Source organism: Streptomyces malachitofuscus, assembly GCF_055571035.1.
Map to the genome: position 1 here is coordinate 1 of NZ_JBVIGA010000026.1, position 16,750 is coordinate 16,750.

A 16,750-nucleotide genomic window follows, 5' to 3' on the forward strand; every position below is an offset into this window, starting at 1 on the left:
AGACCCGAAACCCTTCGTCTGGACGAAGACCGCGGACGACATCCTCGAACGCCTCGCCGGATATCTGAACCGAATTCCTGACTCAGGACACTAGGCCGTCGGCCCGCATACCCATGGTCCGTCGCGAACGGGTTGCCGAGTTGGGAGCCTGCGGATGCCGCATGGCACGGTGGCCCCGAGCCGTGGCCTCCACAGCGCACGCCTGCGAGCGCGGAGCAGTTGGAGAAGCCGGCGGCAGCAGCCATGAAGGACGGATCCCTCCATCCCATCGCGACGTTCGTTAGCGGCCGTCTCGGGTATTCCGACCGCGCTCTTTCCTGACCTCGACTTCGGATGGTTCCGTTGAGAAGCGTCGCAATCGTTTCAGTTCCGTTCGGCTTCCTGTTGGGCTGGGCCGTGAGCCGACTGGACCGCCGGTCCCCCGCGGAGTTCTCGCGGACCGAGCACAGGGTGCTCACGGGTGCCTGATCGACGCATGAGGGAGAACGGTGCGCAGGCCGGCGTGGTCCGGACTCGTGCAGGTGTCGTGGAGGTCGAGACGGCGGACCTGAGGGAAACACAGACCGGACCGGGCGGCGTATGCGGCGTGCTGTGCCGACAGTGCCACATGGTGCAGTTCGGGGAGCTTTTGGAGGCTCGCAAGTGGGGTGTTCTCTGGGCACTCGGTAATCGAGACGACTTCCAGGAGGGGGAATTCACCCAGCACCGACATGTCGTCGACGGTGCCGCGCAGGTCGAGGCGGGTGAGTTGCCCCGGATCCAGGTGGACGCGAAGGCTTGCGGCGGTGAAGTCGCCGACCAGCCTCATCCACGGGCGGCCGCCCAGTTCCCGTAGGGCACGGAGTTCTGCCCGGGAGTGCGCTATCAGGTAGAGGTCGTCGTACAGGAGGTGGGCGATGACCTCCCTGCCATAGGTGTCAATGGCGAACCGGTGCCAGAACAGGGCAAGTTGGGTGCGCACCCTCGGGGACGGATGGGTGGTGAAGCGGGCCAGGTACGGGATCGCCTCGTCGGTTCCGATCAGGGCCGCCGTTCTGACGCACAGCTGTGCGTAGTCGTCGCCGGCCGAGGCGGGCCAGGCGTCGGCCAGTTCGTCCGGTCCCGGCAGGAAGTCGAGGGCGAGGGGTCCCACCGACGTGAGCGTGGTGACCGCTTCGGGAGTGCGTGGCGGAAGGAGCGCGGACATGGTGCGCTCGAGTTCGGCCCGTACCGCCGGGTCCAGTTCCGTGGCCTGTTCGAGGCAGGATGCGGCGAGGACCACGGCCCGGGCCGACCCGTCGTGCAGGAGCTCGCGCAGGATGTCTGCCCGGTCGCGCGGACGCCCCTGCGCCACCGCCATGCGGATGACGTCCTCCCACTGGTCGTCGGCGGCATGCTTGCGGACCATCCCGAACGTGCCCTCGTCCAGGAGGGCACGCGCTCCCAGGAAGTCCTGGAAGGTGCGGTGGCAGAAGTCGATGGTCCCGGCGGTCGGGGCGCGCAGCAAACCGCTGCGGTTGAGGAGGTGGGACAAGACCGTCTCGGGGTCGCCCAGGGCCTGCATCTCGGGCAGGGCGGGCAGTGCCTTGCCGATCTCGGCGAGGGCGCGGTCCCGGGTCATCTCCGTTCGGCCGTCCTTGATCAGCCAGTAGGCGAGCCGCTGGAGGATCTGGAGCTGTGGCTCCTCCCTCAGTTCGGGACCCGTCACCCCGCGTTCGCGGTCACGGCGGGTGAGGAGCATGCCGAGCGCTGCCTGGTACAGCTCCTTGCGGCCGATCGGCAGGAAGCCGTGGCGGTCCCGGTGGAGGGCGCAGATCAGGCCGCACATCAGCGGGTTGGTGGCGAGGCGCCCCAGGTCGGGTTTGGTCCGTATGGCGTCCAGGAGCTGGCTCTCGTACGAGGCCAGGGCCTCGTCCTCCTCGGACACGCCCGTGCGCGCGGCCTCGTGCCAGCGTCCGACGAACGAGCGGACATCCGCGGGGCGCATAGGCGACAGCCTCAGCTCGCCGAAACCCTCGGCCGCCAGCCACTCCTCCGCCACGGCGGACGGACGGGACGTGACCAGCCAACGGTTGCCCGGGTATGCCTCGGCCAGGTCGCCGAGCCAGGCCTGCGCATGTGCCCGCTCGTTCTCGGGGACTTCGTCGATGCCGTCGATGAGGAGGAGTCCGCGTCCGGCCGTAAGGACGCGGGAGGGCCAGCCGGGTGGCTCCTCACCGGCCAGGGGTGAGCCCACGGCGGCCAGGAAGTCCTTGGGGGCGGGGAGGTGTCCACCGTGGCGGGTCAGGGTGCGCAGGGGGAGAACGAAGGGGATCAGGCCGGTGAGGTAGGCCAACCGGTCGTCCGGGTCCGGGCGGGCGGCGGAGACGGCCAGCCACTGGATGAGCGTGGTCTTGCCGGATCCGGCCTCGCCGCGCAGAAGAACACGGTCGTGACCGGCGAGCGCTTCGTCGACGGGCTGGTGTCCCTGCCGGAACCGGGGGTGCCGGCGCAGGAAGTCCTCGTACGCGTCCACGGGCGACGTGGCCTCCAGACGCATGTACGCCGCGTCCAGCGGCCATTTGCCCGGTGAGTTGAGCAGGTCGATGCCGTAGATCTGCAACCGGCCGTGCTTTTTGGTGATGTACGACAGGAAGCGCCGCTCGAAGGCGGCGTCACGGCCGTCCGGCCGCGGAGTGCGGGTGATCAGCACGTCCAGTTTGGCGATGAGCTCGGTCTGATTACGGCTTTGCTCCACGAGCGTGCGGGCCACGAAGGTCGAGCGCTGTGTGAAGAAGTTGATGACGTGAAGGCAGGCCCACTCGGTGAGGGAGTCCAGGAACAGCGAGGCGTCCGCGGACAGGTCCCGGGTGGCGGCCTGGTGGTTCAGTGTGCGGGCCAGTTGCCGGTGTCCGAGGCGTACTGCCTGTACGTCGTCCATCTCGAGCTCGCCCAGCACGAGCAGCCTGGCCGTCAGCGCATCCGTGACCGCCGTTTCCTCGTCCCTGGGGAAGGGCGCCTCTCCCGGCGACTCCACCGCCTGGCGGACCAGGCGGGCGGCGAGTGCGCGCACGTCCTTCTCGGTCAAGGTCCGCTTCTCGCCCCGGAAGGAGACGAGGCTCGACAGTCTCACGGGCCTGTCGACCAGCCCGGCGCCCGGTCCCTCCTTCACGAGCAGCTTCCGCACCAGTGGAGCGACCACGCTCGAAGCCAGGCGTGTGCCGATGACTGCGGGATCCATCCGACGCCCCCCAAGCCTGTGAACCGCCTTGGTCAGGGTAGTCGGCGTGGCGTGGTGGTGGGCCTTGATCGGGGGATCAGCGGCGGGCGAGCCGCGGCAGCGACGCGCACAGGCGCTCGGGCAGCTCCGGCAGGATCTTGTGGATGCCTGCGCAGCCCGCATCGCCGTTCGTGGCGGCCGGGTTCCAGCCCGAGGGTCCGGCCCGGTAGAACCAGCGCTGCGCGACAGCGGAGGAGGGGCATCCGTCGCCGGGGTCACCGCACGCCGGGCCCATCCGCGTCGACAGATCCAGCACCAACCACGTGTCGTCGCAGCCGCGTTCCTCCCAGCTCGTGTGCTCGGGGATGTCCGTGTCGTTGACCGCCTGCCGGTAGGAGGACGGGGTGCACCGCGGGGGCGTGGGATCGCAGCCGTTCTCACCGCACTGCCGCAGGGCGGGGGGCTGCGTGGCACCGACCGGGGTGAACACGTTCATGCTGTTCACCATGACGTTGCGCGAGCCGAGGGGCTCGCGGAGCTGCACTGTCGCTGTGACCTGCTGCGTCTCCGTGCAGCCGGAGGCGCGGTCGTGGGCAGGGGACTCGTAGGTGACCTGCACGTACACCGTGCCGTGCTCGACGGTCTCGAGCTTGCCGCGCAGGCCGCGTATGCAGTCGCGGGGGCCGTCGGGCACTTCGGCGTCGACCTCCAGTGATCGGCCGCCGTCAGCGGTGCGGACGCCGTCGATGCGGATCGGGGCAGCAAGCGTCCAGGCGGGGGCCGTCGTCGCGGGCGGCGCCGCGGCTGCCGGCTCCTGGCCGGTGCCGGCCGGTGTGGTACCGCAGCCCGCGAGGAGTACCGAAGCCGCGCCCAGCACGACCGTCCCTCTCCCCCGCCACCCCATGCCGTCCCCCGCATCTGTCGAAGAGGTGCAGCTTAGCCTGGCCCAGTGTTTCGTCCCGGGCGTCGGGGACGCTGCAGCAGGCGCATCGCGAAGGGACGCTCGCCGCGCCGATGAGTTTCCGGTGCGGGGACGGTCTGCACTGTCATGAAGACTCACACACTCGAGACGGACGGCGCGGACCTCGTCCATGACGTTCGCGGGCCGCTGCCGACCGCGGACGGACGCCCGCCGTTGCTCATGATCGGGCAGCCCATGGATGCCTCGGGATTCGCCGCGCTCGCCGCGCGCTTCCCCGAGCGGACCGTCGTCACCTATGACCCGCGCGGGCTCGGCCGCAGCACCCGTAAGGACGGACGGGTCGACCACACGCCCGAGACCCAGGCCGACGACGTGCACGCCGTCATCGAGGCGCTCGGGGCCGGGCCGGTCGAGATGTTCGCCAGCAGCGGTGGAGCGATCACCGCGCTCGCGGTCGTGGCGAAGTACCCCGCGGACGTGACCACTCTGGTCGCGCACGAGCCGCCGCTCATCACCCTCACGCCGGACGGCCCGGCGGCCGTGCGGGCGCGGGACCGGGTCCGGGAGGCCTACGAGAAGCGGGGATGGGGGGCCGGGATGGCTGCGTTCGTGGCCATGACCTCGTGGAAGGGAGAGTTCACCGACGCCTACTTCGAGCAGCCCGAAGCCGATCCGGCCGTGTTCGGGCTGCCTGCGGAGGATGACGGCTCACGCGACGATCCTCTGCTGTCCGACCGGTCGTGGGCGGTGAGCAGCTATCGGCCGGACGTCGACGCGATCGCCGGTGCGCCGACCCGTATCGTGATCGCCGTGGGCGAGGAGTCCGAAGGCCTGCTGACCGGACGTACCTCCGTCGCGACCGCCGAATTCCTCGGCCTGCGGGTGACCGTGTTCCCGAGCCATCACGGCGGTTTCCTGGACGGGGAGTTCGGTTATCCCGGGAAGCCGGACGAGTTCGCGCACCGGCTGCGCGAGGTTCTGGACGGCGGCTTGTAAGGTCGCCGCGGCGGCCGTCGGCAAGCAGCCCTTCCGCCTGGGGCGTCCGAAGACCGGTCGAGCCCGGCTCGGCCGGTCGCCGCTTGACGTGGGAAGTCCGCGCTGATCCACTGCCTGCGAGGATTTCGCCATACGGTCCCCGATGGCACCGGCGGGAGCGGGGACCGAACCGAAGGAGTGCGGCCATGTCAGCCGAAGCGATCGTTCGCCAGTCCGTCGTCGACGTACTGGTGGAGCGCCTGCGTACCGACATCCTGGACGGCACGCACGAGGCCGGATCGCTGCTCCCGTCGGAGCGTGAGCTCGCCGCGGCCTATGGCGTCACGCGTACCACTCTCAAGCACGCCCTGTCCCGGCTGGAGCAGGCGGGCCTGCTCCGCACCCGGCACGGCGTGGGCACACGTGTGCTGGACTTTCTTCGGTCCGGGGGCGCTGATCTCCTCCCCCTGCTGGTGGGGCGGGACGGGCGGTGGCTGGCGGACGTGTTCGAGGCGCGCCTGGCCATCGGGGCGATCATCGCGCGCAAGGCCGCCACCCAGTGCAGCGCCTCACAGAGGGTGCGGCTTCGTGCGGCCGTCGACGCGGTGGCCAAGGCATCGGATCCGGCCGGCGCACAGCTCGCCGAGGCCGAGGTCCACCGGGAACTGGCCCGCGCCACAGGTAACCGCGTCTACGTACTCCTCACCAACACCCTGCTGAACGCGTACCTGCCCGTCCGTCACGTCATGAGCTCGCCGTTCGCCGATCCCGCGGTCGCAGCGGACCGTATACGGCAGGTCGTGGAGCCGGTGGTCGAAGGGCGGGTACAGGAAGCCGGGCGCGCGGCGGAGAACTACCTTCGGCTGACTGCCGAGGAGATGACCGCGGACCTCATGAGGCACGAACGGCGGAAGTGAGGCCCGTTCCCGGAGGGGCGGCTAAGTCGCGGACGGGACGGAGGACTTGACCTATCGGGAATGGGCTGGTTCTCTGCCGTCAGTGGATGAGCCACTGAGTCACCGGGTCACTGATGCACCGGGACTTTCTGGAGAGGAAGGGCACCGGCATGACGGCACGTCGGGGAGCACGCTTCGCCGAGACCATGACGGGAACACTGCGGCTCCACGCGGCTGAGGGTGGAAGGCGGCCCGTCACACTCGACCTCCGGGTCGTCTCTCCCGGCGCGATCCGCCCTCGGGGCTCCACAACTGCCGCTCTGACGGGCCGTGTTCGCATCAGCGGCTGGGCCGATGATCTCCACGCCTCGGGCCAGATGCTCATAGCCCCGCTGTCACAGGGCCGGATCGGCTATCACGTGCGGTTCACGGCCCTGGACGGCCATGAGTACGTTCTCGAGGGCCACAAGTCGCCCACCTGGCGCAGTCCGCTGCGGTCCATGACGGCGCTCCCGGTCCGCCTGCGACCGGCAGAGGAGGAGGGCGAGCCGGGGAGCTTCTCCTCCACACGCGGCGAGGGCCTCTTGCGACTTCGCCTGCGCACCTTGCCCTCGTTCGCGGCGAGTTGGCGCTTCCCGGCGCCCGCCGAGTCCGCCGAAACCCTCACGGCTCAGCGCAAGGACCGTCTGAACGTCTGGTACAGCACTTTCACCGACCCGGACACCGGCATCGGCTTCTGGCTCCATCACGAGCTGGTACGCCCGGTGAGCGGCGCGCCCTACACCCACGGCTGGGCCGCCGTGTACCAGCCCGACACGCCCCCGGTCATCGACCGCTTCGGCCCGCACTCCCTGCCGGGAGGCACGTCCTCGTCCGTCGGCGCCGACAGCAGCCGTGCGGATCGCCCAGGCTTCCACTCCCCCGCCGCGATCGCCACGGTTCATGAACTGCGTGGAAAGACGGAACAGTTGGCCTGGGATCTCAAGGTGGCCGCGAGCTCCGCGCCCCTGCACACGTTCCCCCGGCTGGCCTGGAAGCGCCGGGTGCTGCCCGCCGTACACGCCGTCCCGCAGACGCAGGCGCGTTACTCCGGGTCGGTGCGGCTCGACGGGAAGGTGCTCCCTTTGGCCGACGCACTGGGTGCGAACGCCCGCATCGCGGGCCGCGGCAACGCCCACTCCTGGGCCTGGCTGCATGCCGATCTGGACGACGACACCGTCCTGGAAGTGGTGACGGCCGTCTCCGGCCTGCCCCTGCTGCGGCATCTTCCGCCGCTGGTGTTCCTGCGGCTGCGCAGAGCGGGACGGGACTGGCCGCGGGGCGACTGGCGCAGCTCACTGGGCGTGATGGGGGTCGGACGGTTCCGGGGAAGGCCCCAGCTGCCGACCTGGACCGTGCGGGGTCAGTCAGGCGGGCGCCGTATCACCGTGCGGGTGCATCTGCCCGAGGCGCGCCGAACCTCCGTCGACTACGTGGACCCGGACGGCAGCCGGGCCGTCTGCCACAACAGCGAGCGGGCCGACGCCCACGTCACTGTCGAGCAGCGACGCGGCTTGCGCTGGGCGCCGGAGCAGGTCTGGGACGTGCGGGGAACCGCCCATGCGGAGGTGGGTCTGCGATGACGGCGCATCGTGGCCGAGCGCTGTCAGCGGTGCTGCTGGACATCGGCACGGACGCACACCACGCGGAGTGGGAGGGTCAGGTGCCGGAACGCCTGATCGGTCTCCTGGCGTCGCTGCCGCCGTACGTCCGCGCCGGCCTGCTGACGGCGGACGTGGCACTCGACGGAGCGTCCGTCCTCAGCACGGGGCGGCGTGCTCATCGTCTCCCGGCGGACACCAGGGCCCGGCTGCTCCAGCGGCTGACCCGACTGCCCGGCTTCGAGGCCCTGATGGACAACGTGAAGATTCCGTTGCTGCTGGCCGCGGGGTCGAGCCGACACGGCTCCCGGCCCGTCCGGCCCCTTGTCCGGAAGGATCCTCCACTGGACATCTGCCCGTCGTCCGGCTGGCCCGACGCAGACCGCGTCGACGCCGTGGTGATCGGTTCCGGCGCAGGGGGCGCCGTGGCAGCGCTGACCCTCGCCTCAGCCGGACGTTCGGTCGTGGTGCTGGAAGAGGGGCGGCACTTCTCGACCCGGGAACTCGCCTCGCGTGCACCCCTGGACCGCTTCGCCGACGCCTACCGTGACGGCGGCGCCACCCTCGCCTGGGGGCTGCCGCCCGTGCTGCTGCCGCTCGGCCGGGCCGTCGGCGGCACCACGCTGGTCAATTCGGGCACGTGCTTCCGCACACCCCTTCACGTGCTGGAGCGATGGCATCGCGCCCATGGCGTCGAGCTGGCGGATCCCGCCGCCTTCGCCCGTCACATGGACCATGTGGAGAATCTCCTCGGCGTGGGCGTCCCCGATCCGTCCGTCCTCGGCCGCAACGGCCAACTGACCCTCCTCGGCTCCGAGCGCCTGGGCTGGTCCGCCGCTGCGCTGCGCCGCAACGCCACTGGCTGCGGGGGGTGTTGCGAATGCGTCGCCGGCTGCCCGAGCGGCGCCAAACAGGCGGTCCACCTGTCCGTGCTGCCCGCGGCGTGCGCCGCCGGAGCCCGCATCGTCACTCGTGCTCGCGCCACCCGCGTCGTCTCCGCGCACCGGTCGGGCGCCCGCCGCGTCACGGCGGTCGAGGCCGTGCGTCCGGACGGCACGACCTTCACCATCAGCACCGGTCTCGTCGTCGCAGCGGCGGGCGCGCTGCACACCCCCGCTCTGCTCAGGCGCTCAGGGCTGGCGGGTCACCCCCGTCTTGGTCGCAATCTGGCGATCCACCCGGCCGTCAGCGTCGCCGGACGCTTCGCGGAGCCCGTCACCGGTCCGGGCGCCGGCCCCAACGTCCTGCAGAGCGTCGGCGTCGACGAATGGCATCACGACGGGATACTCATCGAGGCGACCGCGGCGCCACCCGGCATGACGTCCTTCGTCCTGCCGCACCTCGGCAGGGAACTGAAGCGCGAGCTGAACGACGCCGGAAACCTCGGCCTCCTCGGTGCGATGGTCTCCGACCGTCCCTCCGGACGGGTGCGCGGAACCCGCCGTCCCGTCGCCTCCTACGCCCTGCACGCCGACGACGGGCGCCGCCTCGTCCAGTCCATCGGTCACATGGGCCGCATCCTTTTCGCCGCAGGCGCCCGCGAAGTCCTCACCGGTGTACCGGCGCATCCCTCGGTCACGTCGCCGGACGCCCTCGACGATGTCGTCCGGCGCATCGGTCCTCGCCGCCTCCACCTTTCGGCGTTCCACCCCACAGGTACCGCCGCCCTGGGAGCGGACGGCCAACGCTTCCCCGTACGCGCCGACGGGAGACTGCGCGGAACGGAGGGAGTCGTGGTCGCCGACGCGTGTCTGCTTCCGTCGTCCCCCGGGGTGAACCCGCAGGTCACCATCATGGCCCTGGCGCACGCCGTGACCGAGCAGGCCCTCCTTCGCGAAGGAGGCTGACGGGCCATGGGGCGCCGGAGCCGTGACGGTCATCCGTTGTCGCCGGGCATTCCCGGTGACTGGGCGATCTCCTGTTCGGCAGCCTCGATGATGGCCAGTACGGCGGCCGCGGCGGCCGCCGGATCACGGGACTCGACAGCCTCTACGACCGCGCGGTGACCCGGCAGCGAGTCCTCCACGGCGCCCGGGGTCTGGGTGCTGATGACGAAGCTGTGCTCCAGCGCGATCTCGACCGCGCGGCCCAGTGAGCCGAGGAGACGGTTGCCGCCGGCGTCGAGCAGGGCCCGGTGGAAGGCGATGTCGGCCTCGACATAGCCGCCGCGGCCCGGTGCCGCCGCCGCGGCTTCCATGGCGGCCAGGGCGTCGTACAGCGCGCGTACGGCGTCGGGGCCGGCCCGCTCGGCGGCGAGCCGGGCGGCCTCGGGCTCCACGATCCGCCGCAGTTCCCCCGTGTCGCGCAGCAGGGCCGCGGCGTCCCCCGCCTGTTTCCAGCGGAGTACGTCGCGGTCCAGGTGGTTCCAGTGCTCGGGGGGCAGCACGCGCGTACCGGTGCGCGGTCGTACGTGCAGCATCCCCTTGGCCACCAGGGACTTGACCGCCTCACGCAGCACCCCACGGCTGACGCCGATCTCGGCCGCGAGGGCGTCCTCGACCGGCAGCGGGTCGCCCGCCTCCCACGCGCCGTCCACGATGCGCCGCCCGAGCTCGTCGACCACGCGCTGGTGCATGGTCAAGAAGTGCACCACGATCTCCGCTCACCCCCTGGACGTGATTCATCGAATCATTTAATGATTGAGTCCCAGGGTAGGGCCTGCGGGCCCGCGCCCGCCAATGCCCCATCGCACAGCGGTCGACGCCGGAGCCACGGGAGTGTTCACATGACCGACGGTAGGAGGACGAACCGCCGCAGCCAGGCATGGTTCGGCGCCCAGGGGCGCAGCGGGATGCTGTACCGCTCATGGATGCGCAATCAGGGGTTCGGGCACGAGGTGTTCGACGGTCGTCCCGTCATCGGCATCGCGACCAGTGCCTCCGAACTCGCGCCGTGCAACGCCCATCTGACCCGCGTCGCCGAAGCCGTCAAGCGGGGGGTGTGGCAGGCGGGCGGCTTCCCGCTGCAGTTCCCGACCATGGCCACCGGCGAGACCCTGATGCGCCCCACCGCCATGCTGTACCGCAATCTCATGGCCATGGAGGTCGAGGAGCTGATCCGGGCCAACCCCCTCGACGGTGTCGTGCTGCTGTCCGGCTGCGACAAGACGACCCCTGCCATGCTCATGGGCGCCGCCAGCGTCGATCTGCCCGCCGTCATGGTCACCGGCGGACCCATGCTGAACGGCAAGTACCGCGGTCAGGACGTGGGTTCCGGCACCCATGTGTGGAAGTTCGAGGAGGACCTGAAGACCGGCCGGATGACCGAGGAGGAGTGCTTCTTCGCGGAGGGCTGCATGGCCCGCTCCAACGGGCACTGCATGACGATGGGGACCGCCTCGACGATGGCCTGCATGGCCGAGGCGCTCGGCATGCAGCTGCCGGGGTCGGCGTCGTGGCCCGCGGTCGACTCCCGGCGGATGGAGACCGCTCAGGCGGCCGGGCAGCGGATCGTCACGATGGTGGAGGAGGAGCTGCGGCCCTCGCGGATCCTGACACGGGAGGCGTTCGAGAACGCCATCCGGGTCAACGCGGCCATCGGGGGCTCCACCAACGCCATCATCCACCTCACGGCCCTCGCCGGACGCGTGGGCGTCGAGCTGGACCTGCGGGACTTCGACGAGCTGGTCCGTGCTGTGCCGACGCTGGTCAACCTGATGCCCAGCGGCAAGTACCTGATGGAGGACTTCTGTTACGCGGGCGGGCTGCCCGCCGTCATGGCCGAACTGCTCGCCGGCAAGCTGCTGCACGGGGGGCCGGTCACGGTCACCGGGCGCACCGTCGCCGAGAACACCGAGCACGCCGAACGCGTCGACTCCGACGTCATCACCCCCCTCGACGCCCCCTTCCAGCCGGCCGGCACCGGAATCGCCGTCCTGCGCGGCAACCTGTGCCCCGACGGCGCCGTGATCAAGCAGTCCGCCGCGTCGGCGCATCTGCTCACCCACCGCGGCCCCGCGCGCGTCTTCGACTCCCCGGAGGCGTACCACGAGGTCGCCGACGATCCGGACCTCGACGTCGACGAGAACACCGTCATCGTCATCCGCAACGCCGGGCCCAAGGGCTACCCCGGTATGCCCGAGGTCTCCAACGTCCCGCTGCCCGCCAAGCTGTTGAAGGCCGGCGTCACCGACATGGTGCGCGTGTGCGACGGCCGGATGAGCGGCACCGGTTACGGAACGGTGGTCCTGCACGTGGCGCCCGAGGCCGCCGTCGGCGGACCGCTCGCCCTGGTGCGCGACGACGACCCCGTCGTCCTCGACGTCCCGAACCGCACCCTGCGCCTGGACGTGGACGACGACGAACTCGCGCGGCGCCGACAGGAGTGGACGCCGCCCGCCGAGGCATACACCGGAGGCTACACCTGGCTCTACACCCAGCATGTCGAACAGGCCGACCGGGGCGCCGACTTCGGGTTCCTGCGCGGCAGCCGCGGACACGAGGTGCCCCGCGACTCCCACTGAGCCCGCCCCTCGCATCCAGGAGAGCATCGATCGTGCAATCGGCAGCAGAGCGCCCCCGTCCGGTCCTCAGCGCCGGCTCCGTCCTGCCCGAGGACGCCGGCCGGGCAGCCCTCGTCGCGCGCGTCCACGACCCCGAAAGCGACGGGCCGTGTGTGGCCGCGGTCCGCGGAGAGGACGTCGTCGACCTGACCGCTCTCTCACCCACCGTCTCCGACCTCATGGAACGCGACGACGCGGCGGCCGTCGTCCGGGAGGCCGACGGCGGACGCGCCTGGCGTCTGGACGACCTGCTGCAGGCGCCGCCCGGCCGCCGTGACCTGCCGCATCTGCTCGCCCCCGTCGACCTCCAGGTGATCAAAGCGGCGGGCGTCACCTTCGCCCGGAGTCTGCTGGAACGCGTCATCGAGGAGCGCACGGGCGGCGATCCGGCGCAGGCCGCAAAGGTGCGGGCCCGCGTCGGGCAGGTGGTGGGCGGCAGGCTCGACGGCATCCGTCCCGGATCTCCGGAAGCGGTCAGGGCCAAGGAGCTGTTGGTCGCCGAAGGACTGTGGTCGCAGTACCTGGAGGTCGGGATCGGGCCCGACCCGGAGGTGTTCACCAAGGCCCCCGTACTGTCCGCGGTCGGCACCGGCGCCGACATCGGGGTGCTCGGTGCCTCCGTGTGGAACAACCCGGAGCCGGAGGCCGTCCTCGTCGTGGACTCGCGCGGCCGGGTACGCGGCGCGACGCTCGGCAACGACGTCAACCTCCGTGACATCGAAGGGCGCAGCGCCCTGCTGCTGTCCCGCGCGAAGGACAACAACGCCTCCTGCGCGATCGGCCCGTTCGTCCGCCTGCTCGACGAGGACTTCGGCCTCGACGCCGTACGCGGGCTCGACGTCGCACTGCGGGTCGACGGCGCGGACGGCTATGTGCTGCGGGGCAGCAGTTCGCTGCGTGAGATCAGCCGCGACGTGCTGGACCTGGTGGCCGCGACGCACGGCGCGCACCATCAATACCCGGACGGGTTCGTGCTGTTCACCGGCACGCTGTTCGCGCCGACCGAGGACCGGCAGGCGCCCGGAGCGGGCTTCACCCACGAGTACGGCGACATCGTACGGATCTCCAGCCCGCCCCTCGGCGCCCTGGTCAACACGGTCGTGCCCAGTGAGGAGGCCGCGCCGTGGACGTTCGGCGTGGGGGCGCTGATGCGCAGCCTCGCCCGGCGCGGCCTGTTGTGAGACCTCCTCCCGGCGGTCCGGAGTGGGCGGCGCCCCGGACGTGCGCCGCGCACCGCCGGTTCAGGTGGTGAGCGGCTCCTTCACGATCGTGGCGTGCAGACACCGTGTGTGGTCCACGTGGCGCTCGGCTCCGGTGAGCACGACCCTGGCCGTCAGGCGCGGATCCGCGCTGGACGCGGCCAACCGCACCTCCAGCTCGCCCGGTTCGACGACGCGCCGGCCGTCGCGTCCGGTGAAGGACGCGACGTCGGCCGGGACCGTGACGCTCAGGCGCCGGGCCTCCCCCGGCTCCAGTGTTACTCGGGCGTAGCCGACGAGGCGCTGCACCGGCTGGACCACGGAGGCGACCGGGTCGTGCAGATAGAGCTGGACGACCTCCGTGCCGGAGCGGTCACCCGTGTTGCAGACGGTGAAGGAGAGGGCGAACTCACCGTCCGTCGGTGCTTGTTCGGCCTGCACCGTCAGATCGGTCCAGTCGAACCGCGTGTAGGACAGGCCGTGGCCGAAGGCGAACGCGGGGGTCGGGTCGATGCTGGACACTTCGCTGGCGTGCGCGAGGCGCGCCCCGAGGTACGTGCCCGGCTGGGAGCCCGGCCCGCGCGGCACGCCGACCGGGAGACGTCCGGAGGGATTGACCCGGCCGCTGAGCACCCCGGCGATCGCGTGCGTGCCCTCCTCCCCCGGGAAGAAGGACTGCACGACCGCCGCGGACTCCTCCACGGCACGGCCGAGGGCGTACGGACGTCCGGCGAGCAGCACGGTGACCACGGGTGTCCCGACGTCGAGCAGGGTGTCGAGCAGGTGCTGCTGCGCACCGGGCAGGGTCAGCGTCTCGACGTCGCAGCCCTCGCCGCTGGTGCCCCGGCCGAAGAGCCCGGCGCGGTCGCCGAGCACCACCAGGGCGACGTCGGCCTCGCGCGCCACCCGCGCGGCCTCGTCGAGGCCGGCGAGGTCCCCGTCGTCGATGCCGGTGCCGCGGGCGTAGGTGATCTCGGCGTCGGGGAACTCGGCGGCGAGCGTCTCGCGCAGGGTGGGCAGCTCGATGCCCAGGGGCGTGCCAGGGTGACGGACTCCGATGTGCTGGGGGAAGGAGTAGCAGCCCAGGACGGCGACGGGTTCGTCGGCGTTGGGACCGATCAGGGCGATGCGGCGCGGCCTTGCGAGCGGAAGGGTGCCGTCGTTGCTCAGCAGCACGACCCCTTCCTCGGCGAGTGTGCGCGCCAGGGCGCGGTTCTCCGGGCCGTCCAGGTCGATCCGGCCGCGCAGGGCCTTCGGGTCGTCCTGGTCCGCCCCGTCGAGCGCCGCCGGCACGGGGTCCCAGTCCGGGTCGAGCAGGCCGAGAGTCACCTTCTGGGTGAGGACCCGGCGCACGGCGCGGTCGACCAGCTTCTCCGGGACACGGCCGTCGGCGACGGCCTCGGTCAGGGGTCCGCCGTACGTCTTGACGTTGGGCAGTTCGACGTCCACGCCCGCGCGCAGCGCCGTTCCGGCGGCGCCCGCCCAGTCGGCGGCGAGGCCGTGCAGGGTCTTGAGGAAGGCGATGGCGAAGTAGTCGGCGACGACGGTGCCGTCGAAGCCCCAGGTGTCGCGCAGCAGCCCGGTCAGCAGGTCCTCGTCGGCCGCGGAGGGCATGCCGTCGGTGTCGGTGTAGGCGTTCATCACCGAGCGTGCTCCGCCTTCGCGGATCGCCATCTCGAAGGGAGGCAGCAACACATCGGCGCGCTCACGCGGCCCCATGGAGGAGGGGGCGAGGTTGCGTCCGGCGCGGGAGGCGGAGTAGCCGGCGAAGTGCTTGAGGGTGGCGACGATCCCGGCGGACTCCAGGCCCTGGACGTAGGCGGTGCCGATGGTGCCGACCAGGTAGGGGTCCTCGCCGATGGTCTCCTCGACCCGGCCCCAGCGGGCGTCGCGCACGACGTCGAGGACCGGCGCGAGTCCCTGGTGAACGCCGACGGACCGCATGTCGCGGCCGATGGCGGCGGCCATGCGGCGCACCACGTCCGGGTCGAAGGTGGCGCCCCAGGACAGCGGGACGGGGTAGGCGGTGGCGCCCCAGGCGGCGAAGCCGGCCAGACACTCGTCGTGTGCGAGCGCGGGAATGCCGAACCGGTTCGTGGCGGCGATCCGGGCCTGGGTGCGAGCCAGGGAGAGGGCACCCAGGGCGGGGTCGACCGGGACCGTGCCGAAGGGGCGGGTCAGCTGGCCCAGTCCGGTGGGCAGGAGGACGTCGAGGTCGACGGCCTCCTCCATGTCGTGTTGGTGCGGGGCGACTTCACCGCCCTCGTCGGAGGCGCCCACCCACACTCCGTACAGCTGGGCGGTCTTCTCCTCGAGGGTCATTGCGTCGACGAGCGCGTCGACTCTCGCGGCGAGGGAGGCGGTGGGGTCGTTCCAGAGGGCGATTGCGGAAGTGTTCTCTACAGCCACGTCGGCGTTCACTTTCCTCCCACGCCCGTCGGACCCTTGGCCAGGGCGGGACGGGCGAACCGGTGATCGAGTGGGACTTGGGGCGCGGGGGACCGCGTGGTGCCTCCGGTGTCCGCGGCCGTACGGATGTGGGTCAACGGCTGAACCCCGCGGTCAGGCCGCTCAGCAGCTGGCGGCGGCCGAAGGCGTACAGCACCAGGACGGGGAGGGTGGTCAGGACAACGGCGGCGAGCACGGCGGGGACGTTGACCCCGTACTGGCCCTGGAAGGTCCACAGGGCGAGCGGCAGGGTCCGGCGGTCCGGGCTCTGTGTGAGGACCAGCGGCAGCAGAAATCCGTTCCAGATGGTCAGTGCGTTGAAGATGCTCACGGTGAGGATGGCCGGCCGGGTGAGCGGCGCCGCCAGCCGCCACAGCGTCGTCCATTCGGTGGCACCGTCGACCCGCATCGAGTCGAACAGTTCCTTGGGCACGTCGCGGATGAAGTTGGCAAGCACCAGCACGGAGAGGGGTATGGCGAACGCGATCGACGGGAGGATCAGCGCCGTCAGGCTGTCGTACAGCTCCAGTTTGATGATGATCAGGTAGACAGGGATCACCGTCGCCTGCAGCGGGATGGCCAGGCCCATGAGGAACAGCCCGTTCATGGCGCGCAGGACCCGCATGCGCCAGCCCCGGACGATGGCGTACGCCGCCATGAAGGAGACCACGACCGCCGGCACCACGGCGCCGACGGTCACCACGACACTGTTCATGAAGTAGCGCAGGAAGTCGGACTCGATGACCAGCCGGTAGTTCTCGAGTGTCGGGTCGCTCGACGGCAGCAGCGGGTTGCTCGCGTAGTAGCGGGTCCGCTCCTTGAGGCTGGTGATGAGGGTCCAGTACAGGGGCACGGCGACGACGACGAGCCAGAGCCATCCGGCCAGGCCCCCGGCCCAGTTGCGCCGGCGGGCCGCCGGGCGGGAGGAGCGTTGTCCCTCCCGGTGCGTGGCCTTCTGCGGTCGTGGAGTCTTGGTCAGCGTGGTGGTCAT

Annotated in this window: 11 protein-coding genes; 6 read left to right on the forward strand and 5 right to left on the reverse strand. The window is 71.1% G+C overall.

All coding sequences use genetic code 11. The features are described 5' to 3' along the window. Positions 1-454 precede the first annotated feature (454 nt). Both ACZ44S_RS30900 and ACZ44S_RS30905 read right to left on the reverse strand, forming a co-directional pair. A complete protein-coding gene (locus ACZ44S_RS30900) occupies positions 455-3,199 on the reverse strand; it encodes an NACHT domain-containing protein (protein ID WP_466934729.1) in 2,745 nt (914 codons plus the stop codon). A gap of 76 nt (positions 3,200-3,275) precedes the next feature. Then, on the reverse strand, positions 3,276-4,055 hold the full coding sequence (locus ACZ44S_RS30905; protein ID WP_466934731.1) for a hypothetical protein: 780 nt from the start codon (positions 4,053-4,055) through the stop codon (positions 3,276-3,278). A gap of 171 nt (positions 4,056-4,226) precedes the next feature. On the opposite strand from ACZ44S_RS30905, the gene ACZ44S_RS30910 reads away from it, so the two are divergent. The 4 genes from ACZ44S_RS30910 to ACZ44S_RS30925 all read left to right on the forward strand — a co-directional run bounded on the left by ACZ44S_RS30910 (position 4,227) and on the right by ACZ44S_RS30925 (position 9,458). Then, positions 4,227-5,096, forward strand: a complete 870-nt coding sequence (locus tag ACZ44S_RS30910; RefSeq protein ID WP_466934734.1) for an alpha/beta fold hydrolase — start codon at positions 4,227-4,229, stop codon at positions 5,094-5,096. A gap of 185 nt (positions 5,097-5,281) precedes the next feature. Beyond that, a complete protein-coding gene (locus ACZ44S_RS30915; RefSeq protein WP_466934736.1) occupies positions 5,282-5,992 on the forward strand; it encodes a FadR/GntR family transcriptional regulator in 711 nt (236 codons plus the stop codon). Between the two features lie 149 nt (positions 5,993-6,141). Then, positions 6,142-7,593 carry a hypothetical protein gene (locus ACZ44S_RS30920; RefSeq protein ID WP_466934739.1) on the forward strand — a complete coding sequence of 484 codons (1,452 nt, stop codon included), beginning with the start codon at positions 6,142-6,144 and terminating at the stop codon, positions 7,591-7,593. Continuing rightward, positions 7,590-9,458 carry a GMC family oxidoreductase N-terminal domain-containing protein gene (locus ACZ44S_RS30925; RefSeq protein WP_466934741.1) on the forward strand — a complete coding sequence of 623 codons (1,869 nt, stop codon included), beginning with the start codon at positions 7,590-7,592 and terminating at the stop codon, positions 9,456-9,458. Before ACZ44S_RS30920 ends, ACZ44S_RS30925 begins: the two co-directional genes overlap by 4 nt. Before the next feature lie 29 nt (positions 9,459-9,487). On the opposite strand, the gene ACZ44S_RS30930 is transcribed toward ACZ44S_RS30925, so the two are convergent. Next, positions 9,488-10,186 carry a FadR/GntR family transcriptional regulator gene (locus tag ACZ44S_RS30930; protein ID WP_466935088.1) on the reverse strand — a complete coding sequence of 233 codons (699 nt, stop codon included), beginning with the start codon at positions 10,184-10,186 and terminating at the stop codon, positions 9,488-9,490. A gap of 150 nt (positions 10,187-10,336) precedes the next feature. Between ACZ44S_RS30930 and ACZ44S_RS30935 the strand changes: the two genes are divergently transcribed. Together ACZ44S_RS30935 and ACZ44S_RS30940 are read left to right on the forward strand one after the other, a co-directional pair. Further along, complete coding sequence (locus ACZ44S_RS30935) at positions 10,337-12,073, forward strand: IlvD/Edd family dehydratase (protein ID WP_466934744.1); 1,737 nt, start codon at positions 10,337-10,339, stop codon at positions 12,071-12,073. 32 nt (positions 12,074-12,105) lie between these two features. Further along, a complete protein-coding gene (locus ACZ44S_RS30940) occupies positions 12,106-13,293 on the forward strand; it encodes a fumarylacetoacetate hydrolase family protein (protein WP_466934746.1) in 1,188 nt (395 codons plus the stop codon). A gap of 60 nt (positions 13,294-13,353) precedes the next feature. On the opposite strand, the gene ACZ44S_RS30945 is transcribed toward ACZ44S_RS30940, so the two are convergent. Together ACZ44S_RS30945 and ACZ44S_RS30950 are read right to left on the reverse strand one after the other, a co-directional pair. Continuing rightward, positions 13,354-15,732 carry a beta-xylosidase/alpha-l-arabinosidase gene (locus tag ACZ44S_RS30945; RefSeq protein WP_466934749.1) on the reverse strand — a complete coding sequence of 793 codons (2,379 nt, stop codon included), beginning with the start codon at positions 15,730-15,732 and terminating at the stop codon, positions 13,354-13,356. Positions 15,733-15,853: 121 nt separating this feature from the next. Continuing rightward, on the reverse strand, positions 15,854-16,750 hold the full coding sequence (locus ACZ44S_RS30950; RefSeq protein WP_466934752.1) for a carbohydrate ABC transporter permease: 897 nt from the start codon (positions 16,748-16,750) through the stop codon (positions 15,854-15,856).